Genomic DNA, 25,872 nt, shown 5'->3' with positions numbered 1-25,872 from the left:
GCCAGCGTCAGAAGCTCAAGCTGCCTGACCTGTGGCCTTCACCGGAGGCTTACGGTGTAGCCGACATCCAAGGCGAGCATCTCATTCGATTTTATGCAGCTTCCCAAGCCTGATTGAGGATCTTGGCCGCAAGTGCGGCCTTGTCTTGTGGCAGGGAGCGACCATAGTGCTATTGCACGACGTCGGGCATGTCCTGAATGGCGTAGCTTGCCTGCTCGTAGGATCCGGTCTGCTTCAGAATATGCGTCGCAAGAATGTCGCGCAGGTTATGGGGTCCATGCGGCAACAAGCCCTTGATCGCACCCCCGTCCGGTATAGGCATTATAGATGCCATAGCATTGGATGACCGTCCGCCAAGCATCGCAGAAGGTTGTCGAGTTGTAGGCCGCATCAAGGCTGGTGGTCTTGAGCGTCTTGACGAACAGGCTCCGTCGAGCAGAACACCACTATGGCGGTCGATGTAAGCGTCGAGGTATTTGTAGAGATCGAGCAAGTCGGGCAGGATCAGCTTGAACGGCTTCTGTGCGAAGAAGGAGGAGCCAGAGTTTTCGCGGACCCGGACTTAACCTGAAGCGCCAGATTCCAAGTGCGCCTGCGAGCTTCCCGAGGTTAAGTCCAGAGGCGACGCCGAAGTGACTGGCTCCGCCAGCACGCTTGCGGACGCGCCCATGAAGGAGACAACGGCATTTGCGAAGCGCAGTACCGACACGATGAAGAAAGCCACCGGCTTCTGGAGTGCGTGCTCGGGTTTGTGGAGCGGAGACTACTCGTGCCCAGCTTCGATATCGCCGTGTGTGACTTTCAGCGGTATGAAGCGCCTGGACGACGCCTGCGAGCGTGGCGTGAGTCACCGACAGGAAGACGGCGTACCACAGAAGAGCCCCAAGCCCGAGATAGGCCCAGATGTACTTCACGCCTGATAGGGTCAGAAACTGTCCTTCACCTTACGAAACAGGAAAAATTGAACATACCATCGCCATCATGGCACGTTCACCTTCACGGATGATTCTAAGGTCATTGCCTCTTTAAAGCAGCAGTGTAAGAAGCCGAATAAATGCGACACGCTTGAAGTTCATCTTGCCGGCAAATGCGAGCTCAAAGCCCTCCTCGTCTGCGCCGCGGGGTCGCCCGTATCGGCAGGGATGCAAAGGGCAAAGAGCTCGCAAAGTACGTCACCCTCAATTCGAGTACCGGGGCAAGGGAGTGTGGGGCGTTCCATTCGACGCTGCGCTGGATACGGAGGAACGGTCTGCGACGTCGGGTGGGTCCGAACCCAGACTAAAGTCCCAAGACCTGCTCCAACTGGAACAGCTCTGCTCCTGTTTGCGTTATCATTGGCCGGGCAACAGCGAGATTTCCATGAGCGATAACGTTATATCCAGAGGCTTTTCGAAATTTGCCACCCTGATCGCGGATCTGTCTGGCAAGCCGGCAACGTTCGTACTTGCGGTCGCACTTGTTGTTGTCTGGGCCGCCTCGGGTCCGGTCTTCGACTACAGCGAAAACTGGCAGTTGGTGATCAATACGAGCACTACGATCATCACCTTCCTAATGGTGTTTGTTTTGCAGAACTCGCAGAACCGGGACGGCAAGGCTTTGCAGGCGAAGCTCGATGAATTGATCCTGACATCGCAAGCGCAGAACAAGTTCGTCGGCATCGAGAAGCTGGACGAGCAGCAGCTTAGGGAAATGAGCCAGAAGCTGGCGGAGAGGGCTCAATGCGTCGAGGAAGTCGCAGAGGACAAGGCCGAGGAGCGTGAGCGTCGGCCCGTTTAAAAGAACGGAGCTGCATCAAGAACGCCGACGCTCTCGACGGACGTTTCGCCGGGTCGCTGAGCGCCGGATTCTGGCAATGGTGATGCCAAGACCGCCGACCGTTGCTCCCGCCAGCCCGCCGGAGGCGGCGTCCAGGTCATAGAGCTGTAAGGTGATCATTCCCTCATGAGCCAGAGCAGCACATACTGCCGAGACTGCAATCTTTTGCATTTGGGCCTCCTGAAGCTCCAGAGCGATCTCAGCTCGCTTGGACGTGTTATGAACGCAGGTACCTACCCGGCTGCTTTCCTGCTCTTCAACTCCTCCGCCACCGACTTCTTCAGCGCGTCCATGATGTTGACCACGTTCGACTTCGGAGACGCCTCGGACGTCTTGCCTTTAGCAGACTTCTTCGGCCTCAGCGCCTTCTTTTTCTCCTCGATCAGTTTCAGGAGGCTTTCCTGGATCGGATCGCTGACCATGTCAGGTGACCAATGCGATGTCTGCTGCTTGATCAGCTTCTGCACCAGCGGCACCAGGTCGGGATCGCCTTCGTCTTCGATATCGTCGAAGTAGTTCTCTTCCGGGCGGACCTCATCACCGAACCGGAGCGACCAGAGGACGATGCCTTCGCCGCGCGGCTCCAGGATGACGGCACGCTCCCGGCGGCCCATTACGAGTTTGGAGACCCCGACGACGCCATCGGATTTCATGGCGTCGCGAATGACGGCGAACGCTTCGTTGCCGACCGGGTCGTCAGGCATGAGGTAATTCGGCTTCTCCAGATAGACCCATTCGATGGATTCGGCGGGTACGAACTTCTCGATATCGATCGTCTTGACCGTATCGAGCGTCACGCGGTCAAGGTCGTCGTCTGTCAGTATGACATAGTCGTTCTCGCCACGGGCGTAGCCCTTGGCTTCGTTCTCGTCCTTCACAGGCTTGCCGGTTACGCTGTCGACATACTGGGAGACGACGCGATTTCCCGTCGATTTGTTGAGCGTATGAAACCGGACTTTCTCCGATTCCGATGTCGCAGAGGTCATCGAAACCGGGCAGGTGACCAGCGAAAGCTTCAGATAACCCTTCCAACGATAAGGGGCCATGGTCGATCTCCTCAGCTTGCCTTCCGGTGCGACGTGGATCTCGATGACGGGGCGGCCTTCGAGGCCGTTCCACGGGCAGCCTTTCCGGAAGACCCCTGATTGGCATTGGCCGCCGTGCGCGTCGCCTTGCTTTTGCCGTTGGCGCCGGAGGCTAGCAATCCTGCACTCTCGCGAAGAGCCGCAAGCAGGTCGTTGGGTTTGGAGATCTCGACCTTCTTCGGCTTGGGTAGCGCCTTGCCCTCGATCTTGGCCTTGACCAGTTCGGCAAGGGCGGTTTCGTACCTATCGTTGAAAGTCGCTGGGTCGAACTCGCCTTTCTTGGTGGAGATGATGTGTTTGGCGAGATCCAGCATCTCACCCTCGATTTTCAGCTTGGGCATCTCCTCGAACGCCTTGGCGCTTGAACGCACCTCGTAGTCGTAATTCAGGGTAGTGGCGATCAGGCCCTTGCCGTGGGGACGTATGAGGACGGTCCTCATCCTTCGAAAGAGGACTGCACGCGCAACGGCCGCAACCTTCGACTTTCTCATTGCGTCACGCAGCGCGACGAAGGCGTCTCCGCCCATCTTGTCAGGCGTGAGATAGTAGGGCTTGTCGAAATAGACATCGTCGATCTCATCGCAGGGTATGAAGGCCGCGACTGATAGCGTCTTGTTGCTTTCGGGAATGGTGGCAGCGATCTCTTCCGGATCGATCTGCAAATATTGACCGTTGTCGATCTCGAAGCCCTTGACCTGGTCCTCGCGCGGCACCGGATCTTCAGTCTCGCTGTCCACATAGATGCGGTTGACCTTGTTGCCGGACGCCTTGTTGATCATGTTGAACGAGATCCTGTCCGAGGTGCTGGCCGCGGTGTACAGGGCGACGCCGCAAGAGACCTCGCCAAACTTCAGGAAACCTTTCCATTGGGCACGCTGACCACCCGCCATGACGCCATACTCCGAATCACCCAGTTGCGACTCAAGTCCGAAACGGGTGATTCGTTCCGACTCGAAACGAATCATTTTTCAAAGGCTTAGGGCGTTTCGCTCTGAGATTGATTCATTGGCCTGTCACCGTCTGACAATTTCGAAAGGCTTCCGTTAGTGGCGCCTTCGAGCCTGCTTCGGCCTTCATCTCTAAAAGGCCGGCAATCCGCGCAGCTTGCGACGCATCCAGAGCGAGAGGCCAAGTAGGGGACCGAAACCAGCCGAGGACTAGGCCGCCGCCAGGCAGCCAATCGGTAGAGCCGAGCATCTGCGTGAACTGTGATGATGCACTCAGCGGCAAAAGAGGCCAAAGTTGCCGTCATCTGGATCCCGCGGTGAAATAGCCGCGCCGGCCATTCGGCCCCTGCTCGGCATAAAAGTATCGCGATAATGACTGGCGAGCGCCGGGCCCCGTTCGTCGAGCGCACGCGCTTTGTCAAGCAAGCCTGCACTGAATTGGTGGAACCGGCAAAAACTTCCTGCGTTTGCTGACAACCGCTTCACCCGTATCGACGAGGCACCCATGTCCAATGTTCCGGAAGATCACGTCCTGATCTCAAAGGCTGTTAGCGCCTGGTATCGGCACTATGGTGTCGGCTGGGACGATAATGCGTCTTCGTTCCTTTGCGACGCGGCCATCAAGCTTTACGCGAACGGTTGTCGATCCCTCGAAATGCTGGCCGCCACCCTCATCTCAGACGTCGTCGGGATTGCAGCAACCCGTGTGAATGCTACGTCGTCCTATGCCGTCCACTCACGCCTGTTGAGTGCTCGGTTAAAAGCTGCATTCGTTCACTCACACCGTGAGGCGTTCGGCCGCCGACATCCGCCATCGCCAATAGTCAAGCCGTGATCCGGCATCGATTGCGCGGAGGAGGGATAACGCTCAACCGTTCCGAGGCTTGTTCGAGTTTCCAGACGGCATAGGGCGTCGTCTTTGCCGGCGCCTGTTCAGGGCCGGGGCTCCCTCCGACCACCAGACCGCCCCTCGCTCCCGAGCGAGACCTTTGGGGCATCGATTGTCCTTCTGGCTTCAAGCAGACGCGCCGGGTCAGTAAAGGCTTCTCTCACTTTCCTGCGTGCAGACACAAGCTCCGCCACGAGACGCTTGTGTTCACCTTCAGTCAGATCAGGTCTCGACCTCCGCCAAAGGCGGCCGCGAACGATAATGTAACGGCGGTCGGTGTGGTGAGCGCGTCATTGCTGGTTTTACCGAGCACCTCCCTTGCCGCCCGCTTCCGGTAATGGGACGAAGCATCCGCGCCTCCGTGCCCTCGGCGTACTGCGGGAGTTAAGACCTCAGTCGCCCGCGGCAATAGCCGTGAGGGATGACGGATTTCTCCCATCTGGTTTCGTGTCCGGTGCCGCGATCATGGCATGAGGTCATGGCCGCCGTGCCTAACCGACGTAGTCCCGCACACCCCGTTACCCGGAGACCCCCGGTTGTTGTTACGTCCGTCACTCGGCGCGGGTTTGCACATCAGCACGTGTTAGAAGAAGGCCTCGGAACCACCATTGCCCTAATGGCCCGAAGCCTTCTCATGCACACCATCATTTCGTGTTGTGGGTCTCTCAGGTCCACAACGAGCAAATTGCTAAAATATGAAAGCCCGTTTTGTCAACGCGGATCACAGCCGAATTTTTTGCGAGCCGGTCGAACCTGCTGCTGACATTAAAGTTAAGACGGCGAACGTTGTCGGTAACCCACCGCACGCGTTCAATCTCTTCTCCCTCGACCCATTGCAGAGATCATCAGAGCCGCGCGCCGCCCTCGCGTGGGCTTTTTCATCGCTGTGCTCTCTTAGAATCTGCTCACCGCTCCGGAAACGCGTTGATCAAGATGATGTCTTCCGCCTCACGGAGCGAGAATAAATTACGGCACGAGCCAGAAACAAATCTGTTCCTTTCATCGGTTGCGGGACATCGCATCCATCGCATAGACCGTTTGCCTGATGGTTCTTCGATATTCGCCGCGGAGAGATTCATTACCCGTTTACCCACAAGACCTTCGAGGTTGAGACGGGGTTCAGGGTTCGGCGTGCACTTCACCGCCCGCGAGGGCTTATCAAAAGATTGCTGCCCGCTTTTTCTGTCGTGACTGATCAGAGTTTACTTCGACCCGCGTCAGCAGGATCAACAGCCCATCGGTTACTCATCCTCATGAACGTCGCTCGCGTCCTCTAGCCGAAAAGATCCGGCTCCGTCAGCATTTCGCCGGCCACATCGACGATCGTCGAGCCGTATGGCTCCCTTGCCACGATGCGGATCGCGTCGTTCGGCGCGGGACGTGCCAGGTGCTGGGCTTCGTCCCAGGGTGCGCGCATCCAGACGTCGGTCTCCTCCTTAGTCAGCAGTAAGACCGGCATCGCTTTTTCATGGACTGGAGCGACCACGTTATTGGCAGCGGTTGTTAAGAAGCCGTAGAGATCATCGGTCGTCAGCCCGTCCTTTACCTTGCGAACGCTCTGCCACTGCGGGACATGAATGCCTGCAAAGAACATAAGATCCGTCGTGTCGGCGCGGCCGAACCAGGCATTCGGCGTCTTGCCTCCAGGCTCCTGGCTGATAGGGTCGGGTTCCGCAAAGGTCGTTACAGGAACGAGGCAGCGGTGCTCGGCTCCGAACCATCGCCGCCAATGCGGCAAGTTGAGCTTGCGGACATTGGTGACGCTGCGATCCGGCTCCATCCGGAGCAGTTCGTTCATGTCTACAGGCTTGCCTTTGGCAGCAAGCTTTGCTGCGCGCGTCTCAGCAGCCTTCTTCTGGACGAAGACCGGTGAGGGCAGGCCCCACCTCGCGTGGACAAGCTGCTTCCTTCCGTCGTTGGTGTTGCGGATAATCGGTCCGAGCTGATCCGGGTTCATTTGGTAGGCCGGCATGAGGTTTATCAGGCTCTCAGCATCTGCAGCCCATTTCGAAACCCAATCCCGATCTTCCATGCGATACAAATTGCACATTGCTCGCCATCCTCCTGCACGAGCGGAAACCGTAGTCCAACGGCACTGGTGTGCCAACGTTTCATTCCAACTGGCGGGGCGCAAGCCAGACGATCCCAACCCGTCTTCCGAGGACAGAGCATCAGGGAACGGACATGGTCACGGGCCCCTCCCGCACCCACCATCGATTCCCGTAAGCTCTTGTTGTCGTATTTCTTTGGCTTCTAAGTTCCATTTTCAAATTCGGTCTTCCAAGGTGAGATCTCTTGTTCCCGTTACGGTCCGGCATATGAAGCTCCGCGCCGTCGCCGGCAAGCTTCCTTCTTCGCGCAGCGCGGGTGTACACATCGGCCTGCTAATTCGTCGTCCAGCCGAACCTTCAGCTGATCGCTCGTCGCGCGGTCCTCTGCGGCGATCGAGGCGCCTGCCCGTTGCGGTGTCTTCCATGGATCGTTCTTTGATTTTTGGTCGTGGCCAAAAAAAGCGGCGCCTACCGGTTACGGGAGACGCCGCTGATGGCCGGTCGCAAAGGCGATCGGAGCCTTACAAAAGCCGTACCGCTGTAAGCAGTTGGTTCCCGGCGGGGTGACTTGGAGCCGCCCCACCACCTGGATAGACCCATCCAGCTTAGGGCCCGCTGCCGTGACAGGACGCGGGCCTTTTGCGTTAGCTGTAGAGCAGCTGAACCGTCAGCGCGAGCACGGCGAACAGTCCGGAACTCACAACGCTAGTTTCGATCATGAAGATGACAATCTGCCTCGACGACAGGCCAGGGAAAAGTGATTTCATCACAGCAGCTCCAATCCGAAAATTTATTCAATTCGTTGTCTTACCACAGGCTGGTTTGGAATATTTTTTTAATTAGCAAATTGAGATCAATTTAATTCACTCGCCATTGTTCCCTATGTGTGAGCTAGTACTAATCGCCCGGTGCGGCCCGTTCCTGGAGGCCGACCTTCTGAGCTTTTTGGAGCCTGCTTTGTACCCCATAGCGGGCTCCTTCTGTGTTCAACAAAAAAGGGAACCATCCTGGGCGGCCAAGGTTCGACCTCTATGCAACCTCTTGTATCATCCCGAATGATGTCTCTCCTGCGCGGTCTCGATACCCGAGGCTTTACGCACATTCCTCACGGCGTCGGCAGGAAATCAGTGAACATCGCCATGTTCAACGGATGGATTCAAGTCGAGGATCGAAGCTTCAAACCTCGCTGCAAACTCACCCCTGCCGGTGATGCTTACCGGCGAGAACATGACCGCCATCGGTCTCGAAACACGAGCTGATCCTAATCGATGATGGGGCGGCGGGGTGCCGAGATGTTCCCGTAAGGTGGGGAGCTGTTCTGAGATCGTCTGCAACCGTACGCTTTTGGCGATGATGGGGAGGTGGGGTTTTTACGCGAAAATTGGCGGCGTTTGCTCACAAATCTTCGGCGAGCAAGTCGCGTAATCGTTGGTGAATAGATCTCCACCGTTCATACCGATCGATTTCCCGATCGGCCTCTAGGATATCACTCACACTGACAAAGCCTTCCCGTTCATCTTTCAGCGTTGCCAAGCGCTTGGTGATCGCCATGATAACATTGGTCGACGACCGTGAGATCCAATGCCGCCCCCATTGCGGCCCCTCCAATCCTTATCGAGGAGCAATATATCACACAGGATGGAGAAAGGCAGGCGGCAGAATCAGTGACTACCACTCGACCGTTGCAACTGATTTCCAGAACTTGCCATCCATCCTCTGCCGGCTTGGAGTCATGTCCAATCAGGCCGAGCTTTTCGAGCGCGACGAGATTTGTGGAAACGTTGGGAACGCGTTACCGTTTTCTCGTATCTGCGAGCATATCGAGCAACTCAAGCTGATCCCGTGTCAAATGGATCATCGAGGCCCTTAGCCGGTGGGTCTATCAGTCGAATTCATTCGCTAATCCCTCGGAATTGTGACCACGTGATGTTGCCCGGCGGTAGTTTGGTTCCTGGGGACCGTTCCCGACTGCATCTGAGCTTTATGAGGCCCGCAAAGCAAAGCGTCTTTGCGGGCTTCATCTGCATTGGGAGGGCAGAATGAACAGAATAGACCGCATGCTGAGAGACCAGATCGCCGCAGATTTGAGATATGGGAAGACACCGCGCGAATCGCTCCAGCGAATAGGACTGCTTCTAAGCTGGCTTGCCGCCGGACCACTTACCAGCGAAGAGGAGGCGCAAGTAAATGATCTGCTTGACCGACGTGAAAAGCGGTGATGTGGGGCCCGGCTTATATATGGCTCGCTCTATCTAGCCGGCGAACAACTGCGGTTGGAGGTCGGTATAGGAACGTGGATGGGCGGGATATTAGTGGACAGTAGATGAGTCGGGTGGACGGCCGATCTCAAATTTCGCTAGAAGTTCGATAGCCTCTAGGACCACCGTAGACGCCGCATCGCAAGTGTCATTAGCGATCTCTGCGCCATCCCGACGTAGCCTCTCGCTGAGCGCGCGCAAGACCTGCGAATCAGGGTCACCGTCGTGATTTGCAATGGAAGCAGAGAAGCTAAGCCGCTCTGATAGAGCGCTGAGTATTGCTTCTCGCTCTTCGACACTCATGTCTGCAACAGTTTTTGCGTTTGGCATTTTATGCTCCCGACAGCGGAGCTTTCCGAAAATGACCGAGAAAACGGCAAACAATCACTGTCCGAAGAGCTAAGTCTTCAGATAGCGTTCGGCACTTCACATTCAATCCCGCCGACCGCCCTGCTTAGGGGTAGCTGATGGCATAGAGCGGATCGTTTACGAACCAACCGGTGCCTACCATAAGGCATTCGAGCGTTTCATGATGGTGCAAGGAGTTGCTCTCTCCAAGGTCAATCCCCGGCTTGCCAGACGTTTTGCAGAGGCCACAGGCAGACTTGCCAAGACAGACAGGATCGATGCCGCACTGTTGGCTCGTTACGGCACGCTTCTTGAACCGCGTCTCCTGCAGGCAAGTGCGCAAATCCACAATGACCTGAAAGAGTTGCATATGGCGCGCCTTGCCCTGATCAAGGACAGGACTGCTGCAAAGAACAGGGAAAGAACCTTTCCAACCCGCTCTTGAAGCGACACAACGGCGACAGGCTCCGGCAGGTCGAGCGGCAAATCAAGGCCGTGGACGACGCCATCATGGCCCTGATTGCCGAAGACGCGAACCTGAAGGCCAGGTTCGATATCCTCGTTTCAATCCCCGGCCTGTCGCAGGTCACGGCCTTCACACTCCTTATCGAAATGCCGGAACTCGGCGAGCTGGATGAGAAGGCCGCAGCAGCCCTTGCCGGTCTTGCCCCCATGAGCCGCCAATCCGGACGATGGACCGGACGAACGCTTTCATCGCTGGCGGAAGGGCCATTGTCCGCCAGGCGTAGAAGAACCAGAACCTGCGCGCCGACGCACCAGTCGGCCCCGCCTCGACGATAGACGCGATGTCGTATTGAGATACCTTCTGGAACAGCCTCTTGAGAATAAGGAGATCAATCTGCTCGTGCCTTAGAGCAAATCCAAGCTGGGCCGCCAGAGTTTGGCGCTTGCTGACGATTTGCGGGGATCCGACTCGACTTAGACCAGTCACGTCCCATGTGACTCTTTTGTATCACCGAAGGGTACTGCGTATGACCAAACCGGATCTGAAAGCCCCAGTCCGTCCGCTTCATGTCCAGATAGACGCAGGGAGGTATCGGCAGGCGTGTCGCGTCCGCGACCTCACCGCGCTCCTTCTTTGTGGCGGGTGGCCGCAAGCCGGAAGGATCGATCCGGTATTCCACGGTGCCCCCGCGACCTCACTTGATACGCTGGAGCTGTATGCAGAAACGGCCCGGGGCGCCTGCGAGCGTGGCGCGCCTGCGGCTGGAATGCAGGTGCTTGCCAGCGACATGGCTAAGATGCGCAAGGCCGCTGACCCAAAACGAAGGCCCCGACTGAGCGGGGCAGTTGGAGAGTGGTCCATCCGGGAACGGACGACACTGTTTGAGTGTAGCATTGGCCGCCGCACTGGGCAAATCATGCGTAACCGCCTTCTGGTGTAGGTCCGAATGAGCAAGCGACCGCAGCCTCTCCTAGCCGACGACAAGCCGCTGAAGAGCTCGGCTCACAAGCGACGTGACCCAACGCAGCCGAGCCTGCTTCTGGACCCGATGCCGTTGCGCGTCGAACCGGCTCTGGCGCTGCTGAAGCCCAGTCCGCCTGGCGATCCGCGCTTGATCGCGGAGGTCAAGTTCGACGGCTATCGAGGCGCAATCCACATTGAACCCGGCGGCGTCCGCTTCCTCACAAGGGGAGGCCATGACTGGACTGAGCGCTTCCCGGCCGTTGCCGACGCCGCGCGCCAGCTGGGCGTTGCGAGTGCTATCCTCGACGGCGAAGCCGTTGTCCTGGACGAACAGGGACGATCTGACTTCGGCGCATTGCAGCGTTCGCTGGGCGGCAGGGGTGGCAAGCTGCCCTCGGGCAATTCCGTCTTCTACGCCTTCGACCTGCTCTACCTCGACGGGCATGACCTCCAGAAGATGGAACTGTCGAGCAGGCGGCATCTGTTGGAGGAGCTGCTCGACGGCCGGGAAGGGGCGATCCGGTTTTCCGAGCAGATTGAGGGCGACGCCGTCTCGATCTTTAACGCGGCATGCGAACACGGGCTGGAAGGCGTGATTTTCAAAGACCCGGATAGTCCGTATCGCTCCGGACGGACGGGCGACTGGATCAAGGTGAAGTGCATCCAGTCCGAGAGCTTCTTCATCGTTGGCTACGAGAAGTCGGCCGTCGCCCGTGGCGGCGTCGGAAGCCTTCTGCTGGCCGCGCACAAGGGCAACGGCCTTCAGTACGTCGGTTCGGTCGGTACGGGATTCAAATCCAAGGACGCCGCGGAACTGCGCGAGATGCTCGACAAACTGGCCATGAAGAAGCCGCCCCTCTTTTACGATGGACCACGAAAGAATGTCGCCTGGGCGCGGCCAACCCTGATAGCCGAGATCGAATACCGTTCTTGGACCAACGACGGCAAGCTTCGGCATGCCTCTTACAAAGGCCTGCGCGACGTGCAGGACAACGCAGCCGTTCTCGTGATCGAGGCGTGATCGCAAGGGGTATATGCGCGTGCGATCGACCAATTCGCTGGCAGGCGCGTGCCGTCACATTCGACACGGGTCCGACGTTATGTGGGCGAGCTGGAGGCACGACTGGTGACAGGCCGTGCTCCCGAGAGAGGCTCACCGGCGACCATGTTGCGCTGTGGATCGAAGTCAGCGAGAACCCTGTCAAACGAAGAGGAAGCCATCACGGAGGACTGGACGGTCCGTCTGCCCGACCAGCTGGAGGCATTGAAGACACGTTCGTCTTTGCCGGAGCTGGACCAGGAAGATGGACCGGTTCGGCGGCAGGTGGCTCTCGAGCCATCGGAGAATCGTGTCCGAACCCGGATGTGCGCCCGTTGGCCGTCAGCGGCTGCAGCTATTGGCGAAGCGCTTAAGCTTGGTTTCCCCCGGCATTCTTCTCCCGAGCCCGCAGTTGGGCGCCCAAGGTCAAGACAGCGGCTACTCCGGCAGCCCCGCGAGAAGAAGGCCCTGCCGCAGGTCCTCGCGGTCTTCTTCTCGCTCCAAGAGAATGGTCGAGCGCATGAAGCCGGATACGGAAAAATCCTTGTTCGCGGCACGAACCTTTGCCGCCTCGACAGCAGCTTCAGCACTTCGGCCAAGCTTGCCCAAGGACGCCGCGGCGCGGAATGACCATCCTCCCTGGTGAGGCATCTTCCGGGTCTCCGACAGGCAGCGCTCATATCGACCGAGCGTGTAGTACGCACCGGCGATCTGGGCATGGTACCAAGGAGGATGAAATGGGTTCAGACGAACCGCCTGCTCCATAAACGCTAGCGCCTTCTCCGCGCTTCCCCTCTGCACCAGCAGGTAGCCCAGCGACATGAGGCAGTCGGAGTCGTTCGGGTTCAACTGAACGGCGCGCATGGAGTGGTATTCGGCGAGATCGTATTGGCGGTCGTACAGGAGGACGTGACCAAGGATGCGCTGGCAGGTGGCGTCCTGCGGGCTAATTTCCAGAGCCTTGCGCGCTAGCTCGATCGCGACGCTTCGCGTCTCAGGGCTGGCGCCTCCGTAGCCTTCGAGGGCCAGCAATGCGAGTGCGAGAAATGAGTGCGGATGGGCATAGTGTGGATCGAGCGAGATAGCAGTGCGAAATAGCACCACCGCGTCCGCATTGGACGAAGCGTCGTATGCGCGAAAACGGGCAAGTCCCTGTAGATGAACGTCATATGCCAGGAGGCTGGTTGGCGGCTTACGCAGCGACATCTCGGTTCGGGAGCTCTCGATCCTGCCAGCCAGCGTACCAACGAGCGTGCTGACAATTTCGTCCTGGAGCTCGAAGAGGTCGGCTATCGCGCGATCATAGCGCTCGGCCCAGATCGTGGAGTCGGACGCTGCCTCCACAAGTCGGACCGAAATTCTGATCCTGTCCGACGACTTCCGAAGGCTTCCTTCGACCAGGAAGTAGACCCCGAGCTTTCGAGCGATCGCAGAGCTGCTTTCCTTGCTGTCGCGGAAGGTGAATGAAGAAGACCGACTACTGACAAATAGCGACGTGAATCGAGCCAGGCCGACAATAACGTCTTCTGTAATTCCGTCGCACATCGTCTCGTCCTCTGTGCTGCAGAGGAAGGGAAGAACAGCCACGGATGGTCGCGACGCCTGTGATGGATCATTCGCTCGCTTGGGAATGCCGCCGTGGAACCATGTACGAACCGGCTTTGGTATGTTCTTGAGCTGAATTTCGCCCCCATCTGTCCAGTCAAGGTCGAACTTGCCGGCGACGTCGTCGTGGACCCTGTCAGATATCGCGACTCCGCTTGGAGCAGCGATGCCCTCCAGTCTCACGGCGATATTGATGCTGTCCCCAAAGACGTCGCCATTTTCTTCGACGAGTTCGCCCTGGTGAACGCCGGCTCTAAACTTGATCTGCTCCGCGAGCGACCGTCCGACGTTTCTATCGCGGACCCATTCCTGAAACTGATGGGCGCAAAGCACGGCCTCCACCGTGCTCGGCACTTCTGCCAGCACGCTGTCGCCTGCGGTATTGATGATGCGACCGGATATGGCATCCAGGCCGCTCCTCAGCTTCTCGCGGCACTCCCGCAGGGAGGTCAGCGTTGCCGTCTCGGCCTCGCTAATCTTTCTGCTGTAGCCGACCACGTCCACTGCCAACACTGCTGCTAAACGACGTTCCACGGTTGCCTCCGCGGCGCTATGTTACCAACAGTGCGAGGGGCGGCAAAGAGGACCCGGTCAATTGAAGCTGCCGTGCAGGCCCCAGGCCTGCGAGCGATCCAAGACTAAAGGCCGATAGGCCGCTCATAAGTCGTGTCAACCGGATTGAGGACGTTTGAATGACGCGGCCGCGGAGGTTACTGTGTTCCCACCGTCAGCCTCCTAGTGAGGCGGCGTTTTTAACAGAAGCGCGTCGTGAGATCGCCATGGAGCAAAACGACATAAGTGGGCGCTGCCTCTGCGGAACAGTGAGGTTCAAGTCGAGCGGACAGGTTCTGGCGCGTCGATCATGCTGGTGCCGGGATTGCCAGTATCTCGCGTGCGGGAATGCGTCCGTCAACATCATCGTCGAAGCGGTTGGTATTGCGGTCGAAGGTGATCTTGCCACCTACGAGAGCAGAAGCGACAGTGGAAACGTGATCCGGCGTAGTTTCTGTCCAAACTGCGGGACGCCCATGTTTTGCGAAGCCGTTGGAGAGCCAGATTATCGGGTCATCCGCGTCGGGGCGCTCGATGATCGGGATAATTTGGGCTCAAACATCGTGATATGGACAGCGTCTGCGCCTTCGTGGGCTTTATTTGGCCATGATGCCGAAATCTTTGTCGGGCAGCCTTAGAGTTTGCAGCTTTTCCGTCATCGAGGACTGGGTGAGCGCCTGGGCTGTCGTCGATGTTTCGGCTGACCGCGGCTCTCGCCTATGCTCTGTCTGGTATCGTACCAAGGGTCAACATTCCTCCAAATGACATGGCGATTTAAAACCATTCTTAAGTTCGGTCGTGATTAGGTACCCTTAATATCTGGGGGGTCTCCATGTCTTTCTTCGCTCGAATGCTACTCTTCGTCTTTCTTCTGGCACCGTTTGGCGCCCATGCGTCCGGGGATGACTGGCAGGTTGCCAAGGCCACGAGCCAGGTTCGGTATACCATTGACCAGAAACAGTGGACCGACCTGCGTGCTGGTGATGTGGTGCCGAATAAAGCTTGGATCTCCACAGGCCCCCGCGGGCGTGCTCAGCTCGTGCGTGGGGTCGAGAGTATCGGGTTCCAGCCGAACTCAATGGCTGCGATCACGACCAAGCCGGGCGGCTTCCTGTCACCTCGTAAAACCGAGATCTTCCAGCAGGTCGGCGCGCTCGATCTTGAGATTGAAAAGCGGAGCCAGCCGCATACAACAGTTCAGACGCCATACCTGGCTGCCGTCGTGAAGGGTACGATCTTCCATGTCACGGTTGGCAAGAGCAAGGCATCGGTCGCCGTCGACCGCGGGCTTGTACAGGTCACGTCTTTCGCAAGCGGCCAACAAGCCAATGTTGGACCCCGACAGAGCGCGACTGTGGACAGGAAAGCCGGTATGGACGTCGCGGGAGCGGTATCGAAGCCATCCATAACGTCCGTCGCGCCATCCGTTGCGGTTGTCCCAGCTATCGGGGCCACGAAGCTGTCCGGCCAACCGGATGCCGCGCCTGACGACAAGGGCAAATCGAAAAAGGGCGCTGACGACACCAGTGCAAACACTGCCGATGACAGCAAGGGCAAGGGCAATTCTGGCAAGGGTGGCAACTCCAACGGGAATGGAGATGGCGGCGGAAACGGCAACGGCGGTGGAAAAGGAAACGGCGGTGGAAACGGGAATGGTGGTGGCAAGGGCAATGGCGGTGGAAACGGCAATGGCGGTGGAAACGGCAACGGCGGCGGAAATGGGAATGGCGGCGGAAATGGCAATGGTGGTGGCAAGGGCAATGGCGGTGGAAATGGCAACGGTGGTGGCAATGGTAACGGCGGCAATGGCGGTGGTAACGGGAACGGGGGAAAGGGTGGCGGTAAGTAACGCCCAGGCAGGCTACGCTGCTATTGCCGCATGAAGACCGCGAACTCTAACACGGCTCCGATAGACGTTGCTTTCTGGCTCCACTGTCGCGCGGCGAATTTGGCTTCCGGAGACGGTCGATGCCTTGTGACGGCACAATGTGGCGCTGGCGTCGCGACAGTATCCGAGGACCTGGCCGAGAAGCAGCGCCTGAGGACGGCGAGGTTCAGGTTGCTGAGAATGTCGATAAGAACGAGACTGTAATCGGGTTCGTTTTATCGTCGCCCCGATGAAATGACGGCATCGCAGTTGTTCGCCGGTCAAGCGCATACGAAGGCCGCGTTTCTTGGGTGGTAGCCGTATTTCGGGTGGTGATCGCTGCCTCGTTATCAAGCCTGCGCAGTTAGCCGGCGGGTTCTCAAAAAATGCGGCGCAGTTCTATGGCTCAAAAAAACCCCACGTGAGGGTCAAGCGTACGCGCCAACCTGCAGCAGAACCGGCTCAGACCTTCTCGAATGGGCCCACCTCATATCGACGATTTGCCGGGCATCGTCATAAACGGCTGGCCCCCTGAAAGGCGCCAAGCACACCGACCGCGTCACCGTACACGGACACACTCTCGGAGGACAACATCCCCGAGCGCCGACTGGCTCAGGTTACGCCTTTTTGCTGCAAGAAGTGTATGCCCGAAATATGGAAGACACTCAAGGTCATGCAAAAAATCCGCGTCAGACGCCGGCACATGTGGACCTTCTCTCGAGGGTGTTTTGCGCTTTTGAGCTACAAGCTCCTACCTCGCTACAATCTTACGGTTGCTCGAATTGTCGAGGAACCCGTTAATCGTCGCCGGCGAGCAACATCCGATCGAATGCATTACGATGCGGCCTGGGCCAGGCGGACTACGGCCGCATATCGACATTAGCCGTCGAGGTAATCTGCAGAAGGCGGCGGTTGTCCGATGACCGGACATATGGCCTCGGTGACCAACATCGGGGTGTGCATTCTCATTCGTAAGCGACATGGGGTAGTGCTCAAGATTCATCAACTCGGGGAAGGGGAGGTCTTGACACCCCATAACCGATGCCATCTAGTGGTGTTGTCAGACATCTTACATAAACGGAACGAGGGCTGACGTCTTGGAGGAAATATGAAAAAATCGTTGAAGAGAATGGCGATCGGCGCGGCCGCGCTCGCCATTGCTTCCGTTGCTCATGCCGGTGCGACGCTCGACCGCGTTATGTCGAAGAAGGCAATGGTCGTTGCCACTAACAGCGGCTGGCCCCCGCAAAGCTATCTTGATGATAACAATCAGATGGTTGGCTTCGACATCGACGTGTCGCACGAAATTGCCAAGCGCCTTGGCGTCGAGGTCAGTTTTGACACGCCCGATTGGGCGACGCTTACCGGTGGACATTGGCAGGGGAGGTATGACGTCGGCGTTGGCTCCGTTACCCCGACCAAGGCGCGCGCCCAGGTCATCGACTTTGCCGGCATCTACTACTACAGCCCCTATGTCTACGTTGTCCACAAGGACAGTCCGGTCAAGACCGTGTCTGACCTCAATGGCAAGGTGATCGGTGTCGAAACCGCCACCACTTCCGAAGACTTCATGCGTCACCAGTTGCAGATCGATGCCCCCGGCTTGCCGCCGATCGAGTACAAGGTCACTGCTGGCGAGATCCGCACGTTCGCCGATTCCATGCTGCCCTTCGATGACCTGCGCCTTGGACCTGGCGTACGTATCGACGCCGTGGTAGCGCCGGAGCAGACGGCGAAGAACGCCATCAAGAACGGCTACCCACTGCGCGTCATTGAAGGCGAGTACGCGTTCCGCGAGCCGCTCGTCGTGATTGCCGAAAAGGGCGACGCCGAATGGACCGCCAAAATAGGCGAAATCATCAAGGCGATGAAGGCCGACGGCACGCTCGGCACCTTGACCAAGAAGTGGTACGGCGCCGACTACAGTGCTGACTAAGCGAGACTGGGCCCGGGCGATCTTGCTGCCCGGGCCCCTCCATTTGCCGTTCGTCCTGAAAGAGCCACCATGTCCTACCCTGACACCTACTACCGCCGCACCATGACAGACACCACCGTTCGCCCTGCGCTGAGCGGCCCGACAGAGTGCGACACGGTGATCGTAGGCGCGGGCCTTGCCGGCCTCACCACGGCGCTGCAGCTTGCGCGCGCTGGCGTTTCTGTCCTGGTGCTCGAAGCTGAATCCGTGGGCTTCGGTGCTTCCGGTCGCAACGGTGGTTTCGTCAGCGCTGGGTTTGCCACAGACAATTCAGCGATTGCGCGCGTCGTCGGCGACGAGGCCGCCAAGAATATCCATCGTCTATCTGTCGAAGGCGTCGAGTTCGTTCGTGACACCATCTGCGATCTCGACATCATCGATGCCAACCCGCAGCGCGGCATCATCAGCGCACTGCGCTACGACGGCGGCGAAAGCCTCAAGCTGTATGCCGAGGAAATGAACCGCGACTACGGCAGCGAACTGGAATTCATGGATCGCGATCAGGTTCGCACCATGCTGAAGTCTGAGCGTTACTTCCAGGCATTGCGCAGCGAGAAATCCTTCCACATGCATCCGCTCAATTATCTGAGGGCCGTGGCGGCGGAAATCGAGCGGCTGGGCGGGCGCATTTATGAGAACTCGGCCGCAATTGACTGTCAGCTTGCCAGCGCCGAAAAGATTGTAACGACGGCCGGCGGGCGGGTCAGGGCGCGTCGGACCGTTCTGACCACCGGCGGCTATACGGGTCGCCTCGTGGGCAGGCTCAAGCGCTCATTCCTGCCGATTGCAACCTACGTGATGATCTCCGAGGAAAACCCGGAACTGATCTCCACGGCAATCGCCACGTCCTGCGCAGTGGGCGACAATCGCCGCGCTGGAGACTACTACCGGCTCGTGGACGGAGGCAAGCGTCTGCTGTGGGGCGGTCGCATCACAACGCGCGCCGCATCGCCTGGCGCCCTCGCGCGTCAATTGCGCCACGAGATGGTCGGCACCTATCCGCAGCTGAGCGGACTGAAGACAGAGCTCGCCTGGTCGGGCCTGATGTCCTATGCCCGCCACCTGATGCCCCAGATCGGCGAGATGATGCCAGGGGTCTGGCATTGTACCGCGTTTGGGGGCCATGGCCTCAACACCACGGCAATCGGCGGCAAGGTGGTCGCCGAGGGCATTCTCGGGCAATCCGACCGGTACCGCCTCTTCCAGCCCTTCGGACTCGTCTGGGCCGGCGGCGTTGCGGGGCTGGCGGCGGCACAGCTTACCTATTGGAAATTGCAGGCGCAGGACTGGTGGCGAGAGAGAGCCGCCTGAAGAAAACGCCGCGGGAGAAAATCCGAATGTTTGGAAGATTGATACTGAACTATCCGGATGCCACGAGACGCACGGGCATCCTTCTCATGCTGGCGCTGCTGTCAGCACTTTTCTATGCGCTCGGCGTCAGCTCGGCCTGGATCGGCAAGCTCCTTCCGGTCGCCATCGGCTGGGTCTCTGACAGCCCTCAGACAAGCCGCGTCGTTTCGGCAGTCCTGCTCTCGCTCATTATCGCCGTCAACGTCAGGCTTCTGCGGCTTCTTTCTCGGCGCCACCAGATCGTCGGTGTCTGGGTAGAGCTTTTCGCTCTGCTGATGATGTTCTTTTACTCCTTCGATCTGTCCTTTGCTTTCATCGCCAAGAAGATTGGCTTCCTGATCACCCAGGGCGTCACGACAACACTCTACATCTCGGCGATCTCGATCGTTATCGCTACGGTCATTGCGCTTGCCGGTGCGATCGCAAAACTCTCGAAGAACGGCGTTGTCTATGGTCTTGCGACCTTCTACACCTCACTCTTTCGCGGCCTGCCGCTCCTGATGCAGATCTATATCATCTATCTCGGCCTGCCGCAGGTCGGATATGTCATCGGCGCCGTTCCAGCCGGCATTCTGGCGCTCTCGCTTTGCTACGGCGCCTATATGACGGAGATCTTCCGCGCCGGCATCGAGAGCATTCCGCGCGGCCAGTCGGAAGGTGCTACCGCCCTTGGCCTAAGTCCCAACCAGACGATGTTTCTCGTTATCCTGCCGCAGGCGATGCGCGTCATCATTCCGCCGACGGGCAACCAGTTCATCGCCATGCTGAAGGACTCGTCGCTGGTTTCCGTCGTCGGTGTGTGGGAAATCATGTATCTCGCCCGCACCCAAGGCCAAACGGAATTCCGCCACATCGAAATGCTGATCACCGCCTCGATGATCTACTGGCTCCTGTCGATTAGCCTTGAGTTCCTCCAGGCCAGGATCGAAGAACGTTTTGGCCGCTTCAATGTCCGATAGCATCCGGTCGGCGTCGGCAGTTGGGACCGGCGCCAACGCCAACCTGCGGGCCGCAGCCATTGTCATCACCGCCTTTGCAGCCTTTTCCGGCACCGACGCGCTCGTCAAACTCCTGAGCGCCGAGTTCCGGGTTCCGCAAGTCACCTTCCTCATCACCCTGGCGGCGCTCCTCCTCGTCAGCGGCCGCGCAGTATTCACCCGCCGGCTGGGCGAACTCGTACCCCGGCAGCCGGGACTGGCGCTGATACGCGCGCTGTTGCTTGCCGGTGATACGCTGCTGATCCACTACGCGTTTGCAGCGCTGCCTCTAGCTGAAGCTTATGTCCTTGCTTTCCTCTCTCCGGTTCTTGTTGCCATTCTGGCCGTCGTCTTTCTTGGCGAACGGCTGTCGCTGATCGGATGGCTTGGTGTGGGGCTCGGCTTTGCAGGCGTCGCGGTGGCGCTGCGACCGGGTGCCGTTGCGCTCAATTTTGGCCACATGGCGGCAATCGGCTCCGCTCTTCTCTTTGCGCTCTCGCTCGCGTTGTTGCGGAAGACGAGATCCGAGGAATCCGACGATGCGCTCGTTGCAACAATGCTGGTGATGCTGACCGTCACGGCCTTCATTGTTGCGATGGCGACCGGCGGGTTCGATGCCATCGGACCGGGCGCGCTGCTGGTCGCTGTTCTCGCTGGAACCCTGCTTTACGTCGGCCATGCTCTTTTGGTGCGGGCCTTCCGTATCGGCGACGCGTCGGTCGTTGCAGCCTTCCAATACAGCCAGATTGTCTGGGGCTGCCTCTACGGAGCAGTGCTGTTTGGTGCTCCGATTGAAACTTACACCATCGTCGGAGGTGTCATCATCATCTTCTCCGGCTGGCTTGTGCTCAAATAGTCTAGGGAGAATATGACTTGACGTTCAATCCGCGGCCTGAAATCGAGCTTACCGGTGTCAACAAATGGTACGGCGAATACCACGCTCTGAACGAGATCAACCTGACGATCCGCAAGGGTGAGCGCGTTGTTATCTGTGGCCCCTCGGGGTCGGGCAAGTCGACGCTGATCCGCTGCATCAATCGTCTTGAGGTGCATCAGCGAGGTCGTATCGTCGTCGCAGGTACCGAGCTTTCGGAAAACGAGAGGAATATCGGCGACATCCGCCGCGAAGTCGGGATGGTATTCCAACACTTCAACCTCTTCCCGCACCTCACGATACTTGAGAACTGCATTCTGGCTCCCGTCTGGGTTCGGAAGATGGACAAGAAGAAGGCGACGGAAATCGCCATGCACTATCTCGAGCGTGTGCGCATTCCCGAGCAGGCGGGCAAATATCCGGGCCAGCTTTCCGGCGGTCAACAGCAGCGCGTCGCCATTGCCCGGGCTCTCTGCATGCAGCCGAAGGTCATGTTGTTCGACGAGCCGACCTCGGCGCTTGATCCGGAGATGGTCAAGGAAGTGCTTGAGACCATGGTGTCACTCGCCGAAACGGGAATGACCATGGTCTGCGTCACCCACGAGATGGGTTTTGCCCGTCAGGTCGCCGACAGAGTGATCTTCATGGACCGCGGTGCGATCGTGGAGGAGGCAGCGCCTGCCGAGTTCTTCGACAACCCGCAAAACGACCGCAGCAAGCTCTTCCTCAGCCAGATCCTGCACTGAACCTGAAAGGTGCGGCAGATCGAATGACCTGCCGCCTTCTTGTTGTTGTCGCTGTTTGCGGAGAAGCTATAGCGGCAGCGGTTGCTGGGGAAATCCACCAACATGGGTGCAAGTGATGGCCGCGCAGTCGCGGCCTTGTTCCAGGCAGGCGACGAGCGGCTGCTGTGCCACGAAGGCCGCCAGAAATCCGGCGATGAAGCTGTCGCCCGCGCCGGTCGTATCCACGACCGTGACCGGCGCGATTGAGGATTCCCCGAATTCCTCTCCGCGACGCGCCAGCGCACCGTCGCTCCCGCAGGTTACGACCGCACAAGCGGCGCCATTCGCAAGCAGATAGGAGAGCAAGCTTTCGGCCGGCGCGCCGCGCGCGCCAGCCGAGGCAAAGGCCACGGTCAGGCCAGCGACGCCGAGGTTCTCCGGGTTAGCGTTGACGGAAATATCTTGGGACAGGCTCACACCTTCGCTCGAAAGTCTGCGCCGTAATTCACCGGCGTCATCCAGCCAGCCGAGATGCACGTGGTCCATGGTCTTGAGGACAGCGATGTCCTCCTCGCTCGGCCTGTAACCGGCGCATGTGCCGAAATCTTCATAGGCAATGATCCGGTCGCCAGAGGCGGTTTGCTCGATGTTGGTATAGGCAGTGTTGCCTGGACGCAGCTGCAAACACGACGTTTCGACACCATTATCTTTCAATGCCCTCGTCGTGCGCTCACCATCAACGTCTTTGCCAACCGCTCCAAAATAAAAGGAACTGTGTCCAAGACGAGCAAGCTGTAGTGCGACGTTCACGGCATTGCCGCCGATCAGCGACTGGTTGATCGGCGCCTGGAAACGGTCCACGCAATTGTCGCCAACGGCTGCGAAACGAAAATGCCCCATTCTAGGTCTACCTTTGATGCTTGGCTTTACACGGACGCAAGCCGCGAACACGATCGTGTCGCGGCTTGCGCTGAGCTTAGCAGATCAATATGCGACGCGCTTGTAGTAGCGGCGCGTCGTCAACGGGTGATTGCGCATGACTTCGAGATGCGCGCTTATCCGTTCCAAAACGGTTGCAAGCAGGATCGGCGATACGAGCGCCCTGACGTCCGCCGATATGCCCGGGAGCTCGAATTCGGCGGTATCCAGAACAGTCAGTTTATCCGTGTAGTTGGGCACGAAATTTTCGACGCGTTCTGCCAACGCACGATAGGCATCCTCGCCCTTGAAGAGGATGACGCTGACATCCTTCTCGACCAGCTCCAGCGTGCCGTGGAAGAAATCGGAGGCGTGGACCGGGCGGGTACGGATCCACTGCATTTCTTCCAGAATGCACATGCCGTAATAGAAGGCTTCAGGCCAGACATTTCCTGCGCCGGTGACGATGTGGTAGTCCGAGCCGGCGAAGGCTTTGGCGTAAGCCTCCGCCTTGCTCTCGAAGGTCCGCTTCACTTCCAGAAGCAAGGCTGGCAGCTGCGTCAGTTCTGCTTTGAGCTGATCATAATTGGCGATCTCGCCACGGTGTTTCATGATTGATAGCGCGATGAAGAGCGACTGCAGATAAAAGGATTCGCAGGAAGTATCGTCCTCGGCGAAGTTCACGAAAACATGGTCCCCACCCTTGCCGAGAGGCGTCTCCTCGTGGCCGACCATCGTCAGCACCGTCGCACCCACCTCCTTCAGCTTGGCCAGCAGCGCGACACTTTCCTTCGTCGTACCCGAAAGCGAAGGCATGACGACGATAGATTGTTTGGTGAGATTTGCCGACCCGCCGACGAAGAGTTCGGCGGTGAGATCAAGGAATGCTGGGAAGCGCGACCTGCGCTGTAGCAGCTGGGCAGCCGGTTGCATCAGGATGCCCGCGCCCCCAGTGCCTAGGAAGAAGATGTTGTCGGCTCCAGCCTCAAGGCAGGAGGAGATCACATCGTCGATGCGGGGGGCCAGGCCTACAGCGCCAGACTGGATACGCAGGAACCGCTGCTCGTCGAAATTTAACATGTAACTCTCATCGGTTGATGACGCCGTATGGCGTCGTTTCGGAAGCACGCTTTCAATGTTGTAAGACAACTGACATCTTCCGTTGCGGGTGTCAAGCGAGCTCCAGGGTCAGGTCAGCCGCATTAAAGTGATTGGCAGCCCGCGCGGCTCGACAGGAACGCCTTGACCTGGCAAAATTCGTCAGACAAGAAAAAGGACCATAATGGAACCAAGTGAGGCATTGGATTGGACGATTCCATTCGCGATACGCGCACCATTGTCATCCAGCTGCGCGACCGCATCGCCGAGCTTATCCGTGACAAGGGCTTGAAGCCCGGTGACAGATTGCCGACCGAAGCCCAGCTGACGGCGCGTTTCAATGTCTCACGGCCAGCCCTTCGGGAAGCTTTAAAGCTGCTCGAACAGGAAGGGGAGATATACGTCGAGCATGGCCGCGGCCGCTTCGTTTCAGCGATCTCCGCAGTTCAGGTTGACCGTCCGATCACGGTCTTTGAAAGCGTCACCGACATGACGCGAGCCTATGGCTATAAGACGATCAATAAGGTCCTGTCGATTTCGGAGGAGGAGCCGCAAGCGACAACCGCAAAGCACCTGCAAATTGGCGACAAGGATCGCGTCATCCGTATCGAACGCCTGCGCCTCGAAAATGATGAGCCCATCATGTACTGCGTCGACTACGTGCCTCGCAGCATCATTCCGATGCGTCTCTATGACATCGACTGGAGCGGCTCGTTGCTGTCGCTGCTCGATCAATACAAGCAGCGTCCCCGCATGTCCTCGGCTTCGGTTAGTGCCGTCATGCTTCCCGAACATGTCATCGAACGCCACGATCTGAGGGATTTCGGGCCTGCGCTGCTGATCACCGAGACATGCTTCAACGCTTCCGGCGTGCCGGTGATCTACGCGATTGACTATCACCGGGGCAGCCACTTTTCCTTTAGCCTCGTGCGAAAGTAGACAAGCTCTTTCGAAGATCACCCGGGCATGTCGACATCGTCCAGCCGGTTTTTTGCTTTGTCTCCTGCAAGGGTTTCCCAGACCTTGCGCGCGGCAAATGTTTCAGCCTCTCGCGCCTTCGAACCAGTCGGCGTAAGGGGTGTTCTTGACCAAATGTCGATTTAAGTCCGGCGCTCCATCTGTCCACCAGACGGGTCCGCGCTCCCCTAGCGCAATCTTTGCGGCGTTAACTGCTGTCCTTGCGGTGTGAAGCTCATCGGCTCGTCCGACTGCTTCCTTAACGGCCCTCCTTGCCGACATCAGTTTTGACACGAGGAGCTTTCGCTCTTCTTCAGGCAGACGGGGATTTGTCTTTCTCCAGAGGCGTCCGCGAACGATGATGTAACGGCCGTCGGGCGTCTCAAGGAACGCCTTCTCATGAACCTGTTTTGCCGTCATCCGTCTTGTCCGCGAAGATCGACGCAGCGCAGCCGGTAGCCTCCAGTGACCATCGTTCCGAAGACTTCGGTTTCGTCGGCGCGCCTGAAACGGTCGACGCTAGACTGCGTTCGCAGACCATCGCGCCAGTTTCTATGTGCGGTGAAAGCATTGGCGTCATCCCACGTGCGCGGTATGCCGTCTGAACGGACAAGAACCACTTCCTGGCAGCAGAACTCAACGGGCCCGACGTGTAGACGATCGTCGATCATGTGAACTCCGGCAAGAAGAGGTGAGGCGATGCCGGACAGGTGGGGCGCTCGTCTGCCATTTCGTTGGCCATCACGGGAAATCGGAAAAACCGTGATGTTCACCATCCCTGTCACGTCCGATTGACACGGCCCGCGCTCGGAAAGGGGAATGTCGATGAGCCGACATGGTTCCGATGAAAACAATTTCCACGGGCAAGAAACAAGGAAGGGCCCTCAGGGTCACCCATGACCGTGAGCGCTCATATGTTTCATTCGGACGCCCCGAGTGGTCCACGTCTTCGGCACCAAGCGGCTACGACCGAAATGGTTACACGACTTCATCCCGTGCCTCAGAACCCGCTAACAGCAATCGCAGTTGGCTCGTGACAGCGGGCACTCGGTCGGTAAGATGCAGAGTTTAACGGGTCTTGAGAGAACCTTTAGTTGACTTTGCTCTCCTCGC

At 58.4% G+C, this 25,872-nt stretch carries 25 protein-coding genes and 1 pseudogene; 14 read left to right on the top strand and 12 right to left on the bottom strand.

Annotated features, from left to right (window positions below):
- Positions 1-91 precede the first annotated feature (91 nt).
- Both ACODR6_RS23425 and ACODR6_RS23420 read right to left on the bottom strand, forming a co-directional pair.
- Positions 92-550 (bottom strand): annotated as a pseudogene (locus ACODR6_RS23425) (hypothetical protein); the annotation flags it as partial.
- A complete protein-coding gene (locus tag ACODR6_RS23420) occupies positions 447-914 on the bottom strand; it encodes a Na+/H+ antiporter NhaA (protein WP_489024674.1) in 468 nt (155 codons plus the stop codon). The gene ACODR6_RS23420 and the pseudogene ACODR6_RS23425, both read right to left, overlap by 104 nt.
- 445 nt (positions 915-1,359) lie before the next feature.
- Between ACODR6_RS23420 and ACODR6_RS23415 the strand changes: the two genes are divergently transcribed.
- Entirely contained in the window at positions 1,360-1,776 is a 417-nt protein-coding gene (locus ACODR6_RS23415; RefSeq protein ID WP_112716942.1) for a low affinity iron permease family protein, read from the top strand.
- Positions 1,777-2,048: 272 nt separating this feature from the next.
- Here ACODR6_RS23415 and ku (ACODR6_RS23410) read toward each other — a convergent pair whose 3' ends face one another.
- Both ku (ACODR6_RS23410) and ku (ACODR6_RS23405) read right to left on the bottom strand, forming a co-directional pair.
- Positions 2,049-2,861: a non-homologous end joining protein Ku gene (gene ku, locus ACODR6_RS23410; protein WP_203431305.1), complete on the bottom strand. Its 813-nt coding sequence runs from the start codon at positions 2,859-2,861 to the stop codon at positions 2,049-2,051.
- An 11-nt stretch (positions 2,862-2,872) separates the two neighbouring features.
- On the bottom strand, positions 2,873-3,790 hold the full coding sequence (ku, locus tag ACODR6_RS23405) for a non-homologous end joining protein Ku (RefSeq protein WP_203431641.1): 918 nt from the start codon (positions 3,788-3,790) through the stop codon (positions 2,873-2,875).
- A 562-nt stretch (positions 3,791-4,352) separates the two neighbouring features.
- Between ku (ACODR6_RS23405) and ACODR6_RS23400 the strand changes: the two genes are divergently transcribed.
- Entirely contained in the window at positions 4,353-4,682 is a 330-nt protein-coding gene (locus tag ACODR6_RS23400; RefSeq protein WP_449099144.1) for a hypothetical protein, read from the top strand.
- 1,327 nt (positions 4,683-6,009) lie between these two features.
- Here ACODR6_RS23400 and ACODR6_RS23395 read toward each other — a convergent pair.
- The 3 genes from ACODR6_RS23395 to ACODR6_RS23385 all read right to left on the bottom strand — a co-directional run bounded on the left by ACODR6_RS23395 (position 6,010) and on the right by ACODR6_RS23385 (position 8,338).
- Positions 6,010-6,786, bottom strand: coding sequence for an SOS response-associated peptidase (locus ACODR6_RS23395; RefSeq protein WP_489024681.1), 777 nt, complete (start codon positions 6,784-6,786; stop codon positions 6,010-6,012).
- Between the two features lie 645 nt (positions 6,787-7,431).
- Positions 7,432-7,554, bottom strand: a complete 123-nt coding sequence (locus ACODR6_RS23390) for a hypothetical protein (RefSeq protein ID WP_413708711.1) — start codon at positions 7,552-7,554, stop codon at positions 7,432-7,434.
- A 628-nt stretch (positions 7,555-8,182) separates the two neighbouring features.
- Positions 8,183-8,338, bottom strand: coding sequence for a hypothetical protein (locus ACODR6_RS23385; RefSeq protein WP_489024671.1), 156 nt, complete (start codon positions 8,336-8,338; stop codon positions 8,183-8,185).
- Positions 8,339-8,826: 488 nt separating this feature from the next.
- Between ACODR6_RS23385 and ACODR6_RS23380 the strand changes: the two genes are divergently transcribed.
- The 4 genes from ACODR6_RS23380 to ligD all read left to right on the top strand — a co-directional run bounded on the left by ACODR6_RS23380 (position 8,827) and on the right by ligD (position 11,843).
- Positions 8,827-9,006: a hypothetical protein gene (locus ACODR6_RS23380; RefSeq protein ID WP_489024669.1), complete on the top strand. Its 180-nt coding sequence runs from the start codon at positions 8,827-8,829 to the stop codon at positions 9,004-9,006.
- Between the two features lie 568 nt (positions 9,007-9,574).
- Positions 9,575-9,838, top strand: a complete 264-nt coding sequence (locus ACODR6_RS23375; RefSeq protein ID WP_246777688.1) for an IS110 family transposase — start codon at positions 9,575-9,577, stop codon at positions 9,836-9,838.
- A 50-nt stretch (positions 9,839-9,888) separates the two neighbouring features.
- On the top strand, positions 9,889-10,194 hold the full coding sequence (locus ACODR6_RS23370; RefSeq protein ID WP_489024667.1) for a transposase: 306 nt from the start codon (positions 9,889-9,891) through the stop codon (positions 10,192-10,194).
- Positions 10,195-10,805: 611 nt separating this feature from the next.
- A complete protein-coding gene (gene ligD / locus ACODR6_RS23365) occupies positions 10,806-11,843 on the top strand; it encodes a non-homologous end-joining DNA ligase (protein WP_489024665.1) in 1,038 nt (345 codons plus the stop codon).
- A 456-nt stretch (positions 11,844-12,299) separates the two neighbouring features.
- Here ligD and ACODR6_RS23360 read toward each other — a convergent pair whose 3' ends face one another.
- Positions 12,300-14,000, bottom strand: coding sequence for an adenylate/guanylate cyclase domain-containing protein (locus ACODR6_RS23360; protein WP_489024663.1), 1,701 nt, complete (start codon positions 13,998-14,000; stop codon positions 12,300-12,302).
- A 158-nt stretch (positions 14,001-14,158) separates the two neighbouring features.
- Between ACODR6_RS23360 and ACODR6_RS23355 the strand changes: the two genes are divergently transcribed.
- The 7 genes from ACODR6_RS23355 to ACODR6_RS23325 all read left to right on the top strand — a co-directional run bounded on the left by ACODR6_RS23355 (position 14,159) and on the right by ACODR6_RS23325 (position 21,807).
- Positions 14,159-14,656, top strand: a complete 498-nt coding sequence (locus ACODR6_RS23355; RefSeq protein WP_449100012.1) for a GFA family protein — start codon at positions 14,159-14,161, stop codon at positions 14,654-14,656.
- 194 nt (positions 14,657-14,850) lie between these two features.
- Entirely contained in the window at positions 14,851-15,867 is a 1,017-nt protein-coding gene (locus ACODR6_RS23350; protein WP_449100011.1) for a FecR family protein, read from the top strand.
- Positions 15,868-16,993: 1,126 nt separating this feature from the next.
- Entirely contained in the window at positions 16,994-17,821 is an 828-nt protein-coding gene (locus ACODR6_RS23345; RefSeq protein ID WP_203431299.1) for a transporter substrate-binding domain-containing protein, read from the top strand.
- A gap of 69 nt (positions 17,822-17,890) precedes the next feature.
- The gene (locus ACODR6_RS23340) at positions 17,891-19,171 is read left to right on the top strand and encodes an NAD(P)/FAD-dependent oxidoreductase (RefSeq protein ID WP_112720126.1); all 1,281 of its coding nucleotides are present in this window, start codon (positions 17,891-17,893) and stop codon (positions 19,169-19,171) included.
- 26 nt (positions 19,172-19,197) lie between these two features.
- Positions 19,198-20,169 carry an amino acid ABC transporter permease gene (locus ACODR6_RS23335; RefSeq protein WP_112720125.1) on the top strand — a complete coding sequence of 324 codons (972 nt, stop codon included), beginning with the start codon at positions 19,198-19,200 and terminating at the stop codon, positions 20,167-20,169.
- The gene (locus ACODR6_RS23330; RefSeq protein WP_203431298.1) at positions 20,159-21,043 is read left to right on the top strand and encodes a DMT family transporter; all 885 of its coding nucleotides are present in this window, start codon (positions 20,159-20,161) and stop codon (positions 21,041-21,043) included. The genes ACODR6_RS23335 and ACODR6_RS23330 overlap by 11 nt, the downstream gene beginning before the upstream one ends.
- A gap of 17 nt (positions 21,044-21,060) precedes the next feature.
- Positions 21,061-21,807, top strand: a complete 747-nt coding sequence (locus ACODR6_RS23325) for an amino acid ABC transporter ATP-binding protein (RefSeq protein ID WP_130279657.1) — start codon at positions 21,061-21,063, stop codon at positions 21,805-21,807.
- A gap of 66 nt (positions 21,808-21,873) precedes the next feature.
- On the opposite strand, the gene ACODR6_RS23320 is transcribed toward ACODR6_RS23325, so the two are convergent.
- Both ACODR6_RS23320 and ACODR6_RS23315 read right to left on the bottom strand, forming a co-directional pair.
- The gene (locus ACODR6_RS23320; protein ID WP_203431297.1) at positions 21,874-22,686 is read right to left on the bottom strand and encodes a PfkB family carbohydrate kinase; all 813 of its coding nucleotides are present in this window, start codon (positions 22,684-22,686) and stop codon (positions 21,874-21,876) included.
- 84 nt (positions 22,687-22,770) lie between these two features.
- Positions 22,771-23,784, bottom strand: a complete 1,014-nt coding sequence (locus ACODR6_RS23315; RefSeq protein WP_203431296.1) for an SIS domain-containing protein — start codon at positions 23,782-23,784, stop codon at positions 22,771-22,773.
- A 225-nt stretch (positions 23,785-24,009) separates the two neighbouring features.
- Between ACODR6_RS23315 and ACODR6_RS23310 the strand changes: the two genes are divergently transcribed.
- Positions 24,010-24,741, top strand: a complete 732-nt coding sequence (locus ACODR6_RS23310; protein ID WP_112720120.1) for a GntR family transcriptional regulator — start codon at positions 24,010-24,012, stop codon at positions 24,739-24,741.
- Positions 24,742-24,843: 102 nt separating this feature from the next.
- Here the strand turns inward: ACODR6_RS23310 and ACODR6_RS23305 are convergent, their stop codons facing one another.
- On the bottom strand, positions 24,844-25,179 hold the full coding sequence (locus ACODR6_RS23305) for a hypothetical protein (RefSeq protein ID WP_112720119.1): 336 nt from the start codon (positions 25,177-25,179) through the stop codon (positions 24,844-24,846).
- Complete coding sequence (locus tag ACODR6_RS23300) at positions 25,176-25,535, bottom strand: hypothetical protein (protein ID WP_203431295.1); 360 nt, start codon at positions 25,533-25,535, stop codon at positions 25,176-25,178. The genes ACODR6_RS23305 and ACODR6_RS23300 overlap by 4 nt, the downstream gene beginning before the upstream one ends.
- Between the last annotated feature and the right edge of the window lie 337 nt (positions 25,536-25,872).

Source organism: Rhizobium sp. FG96 (genome assembly GCF_057808655.1).
The sequence above is the reverse complement of the archived record's forward strand: the minus strand, read 5'-3'. Positions and strand labels throughout refer to the sequence as shown.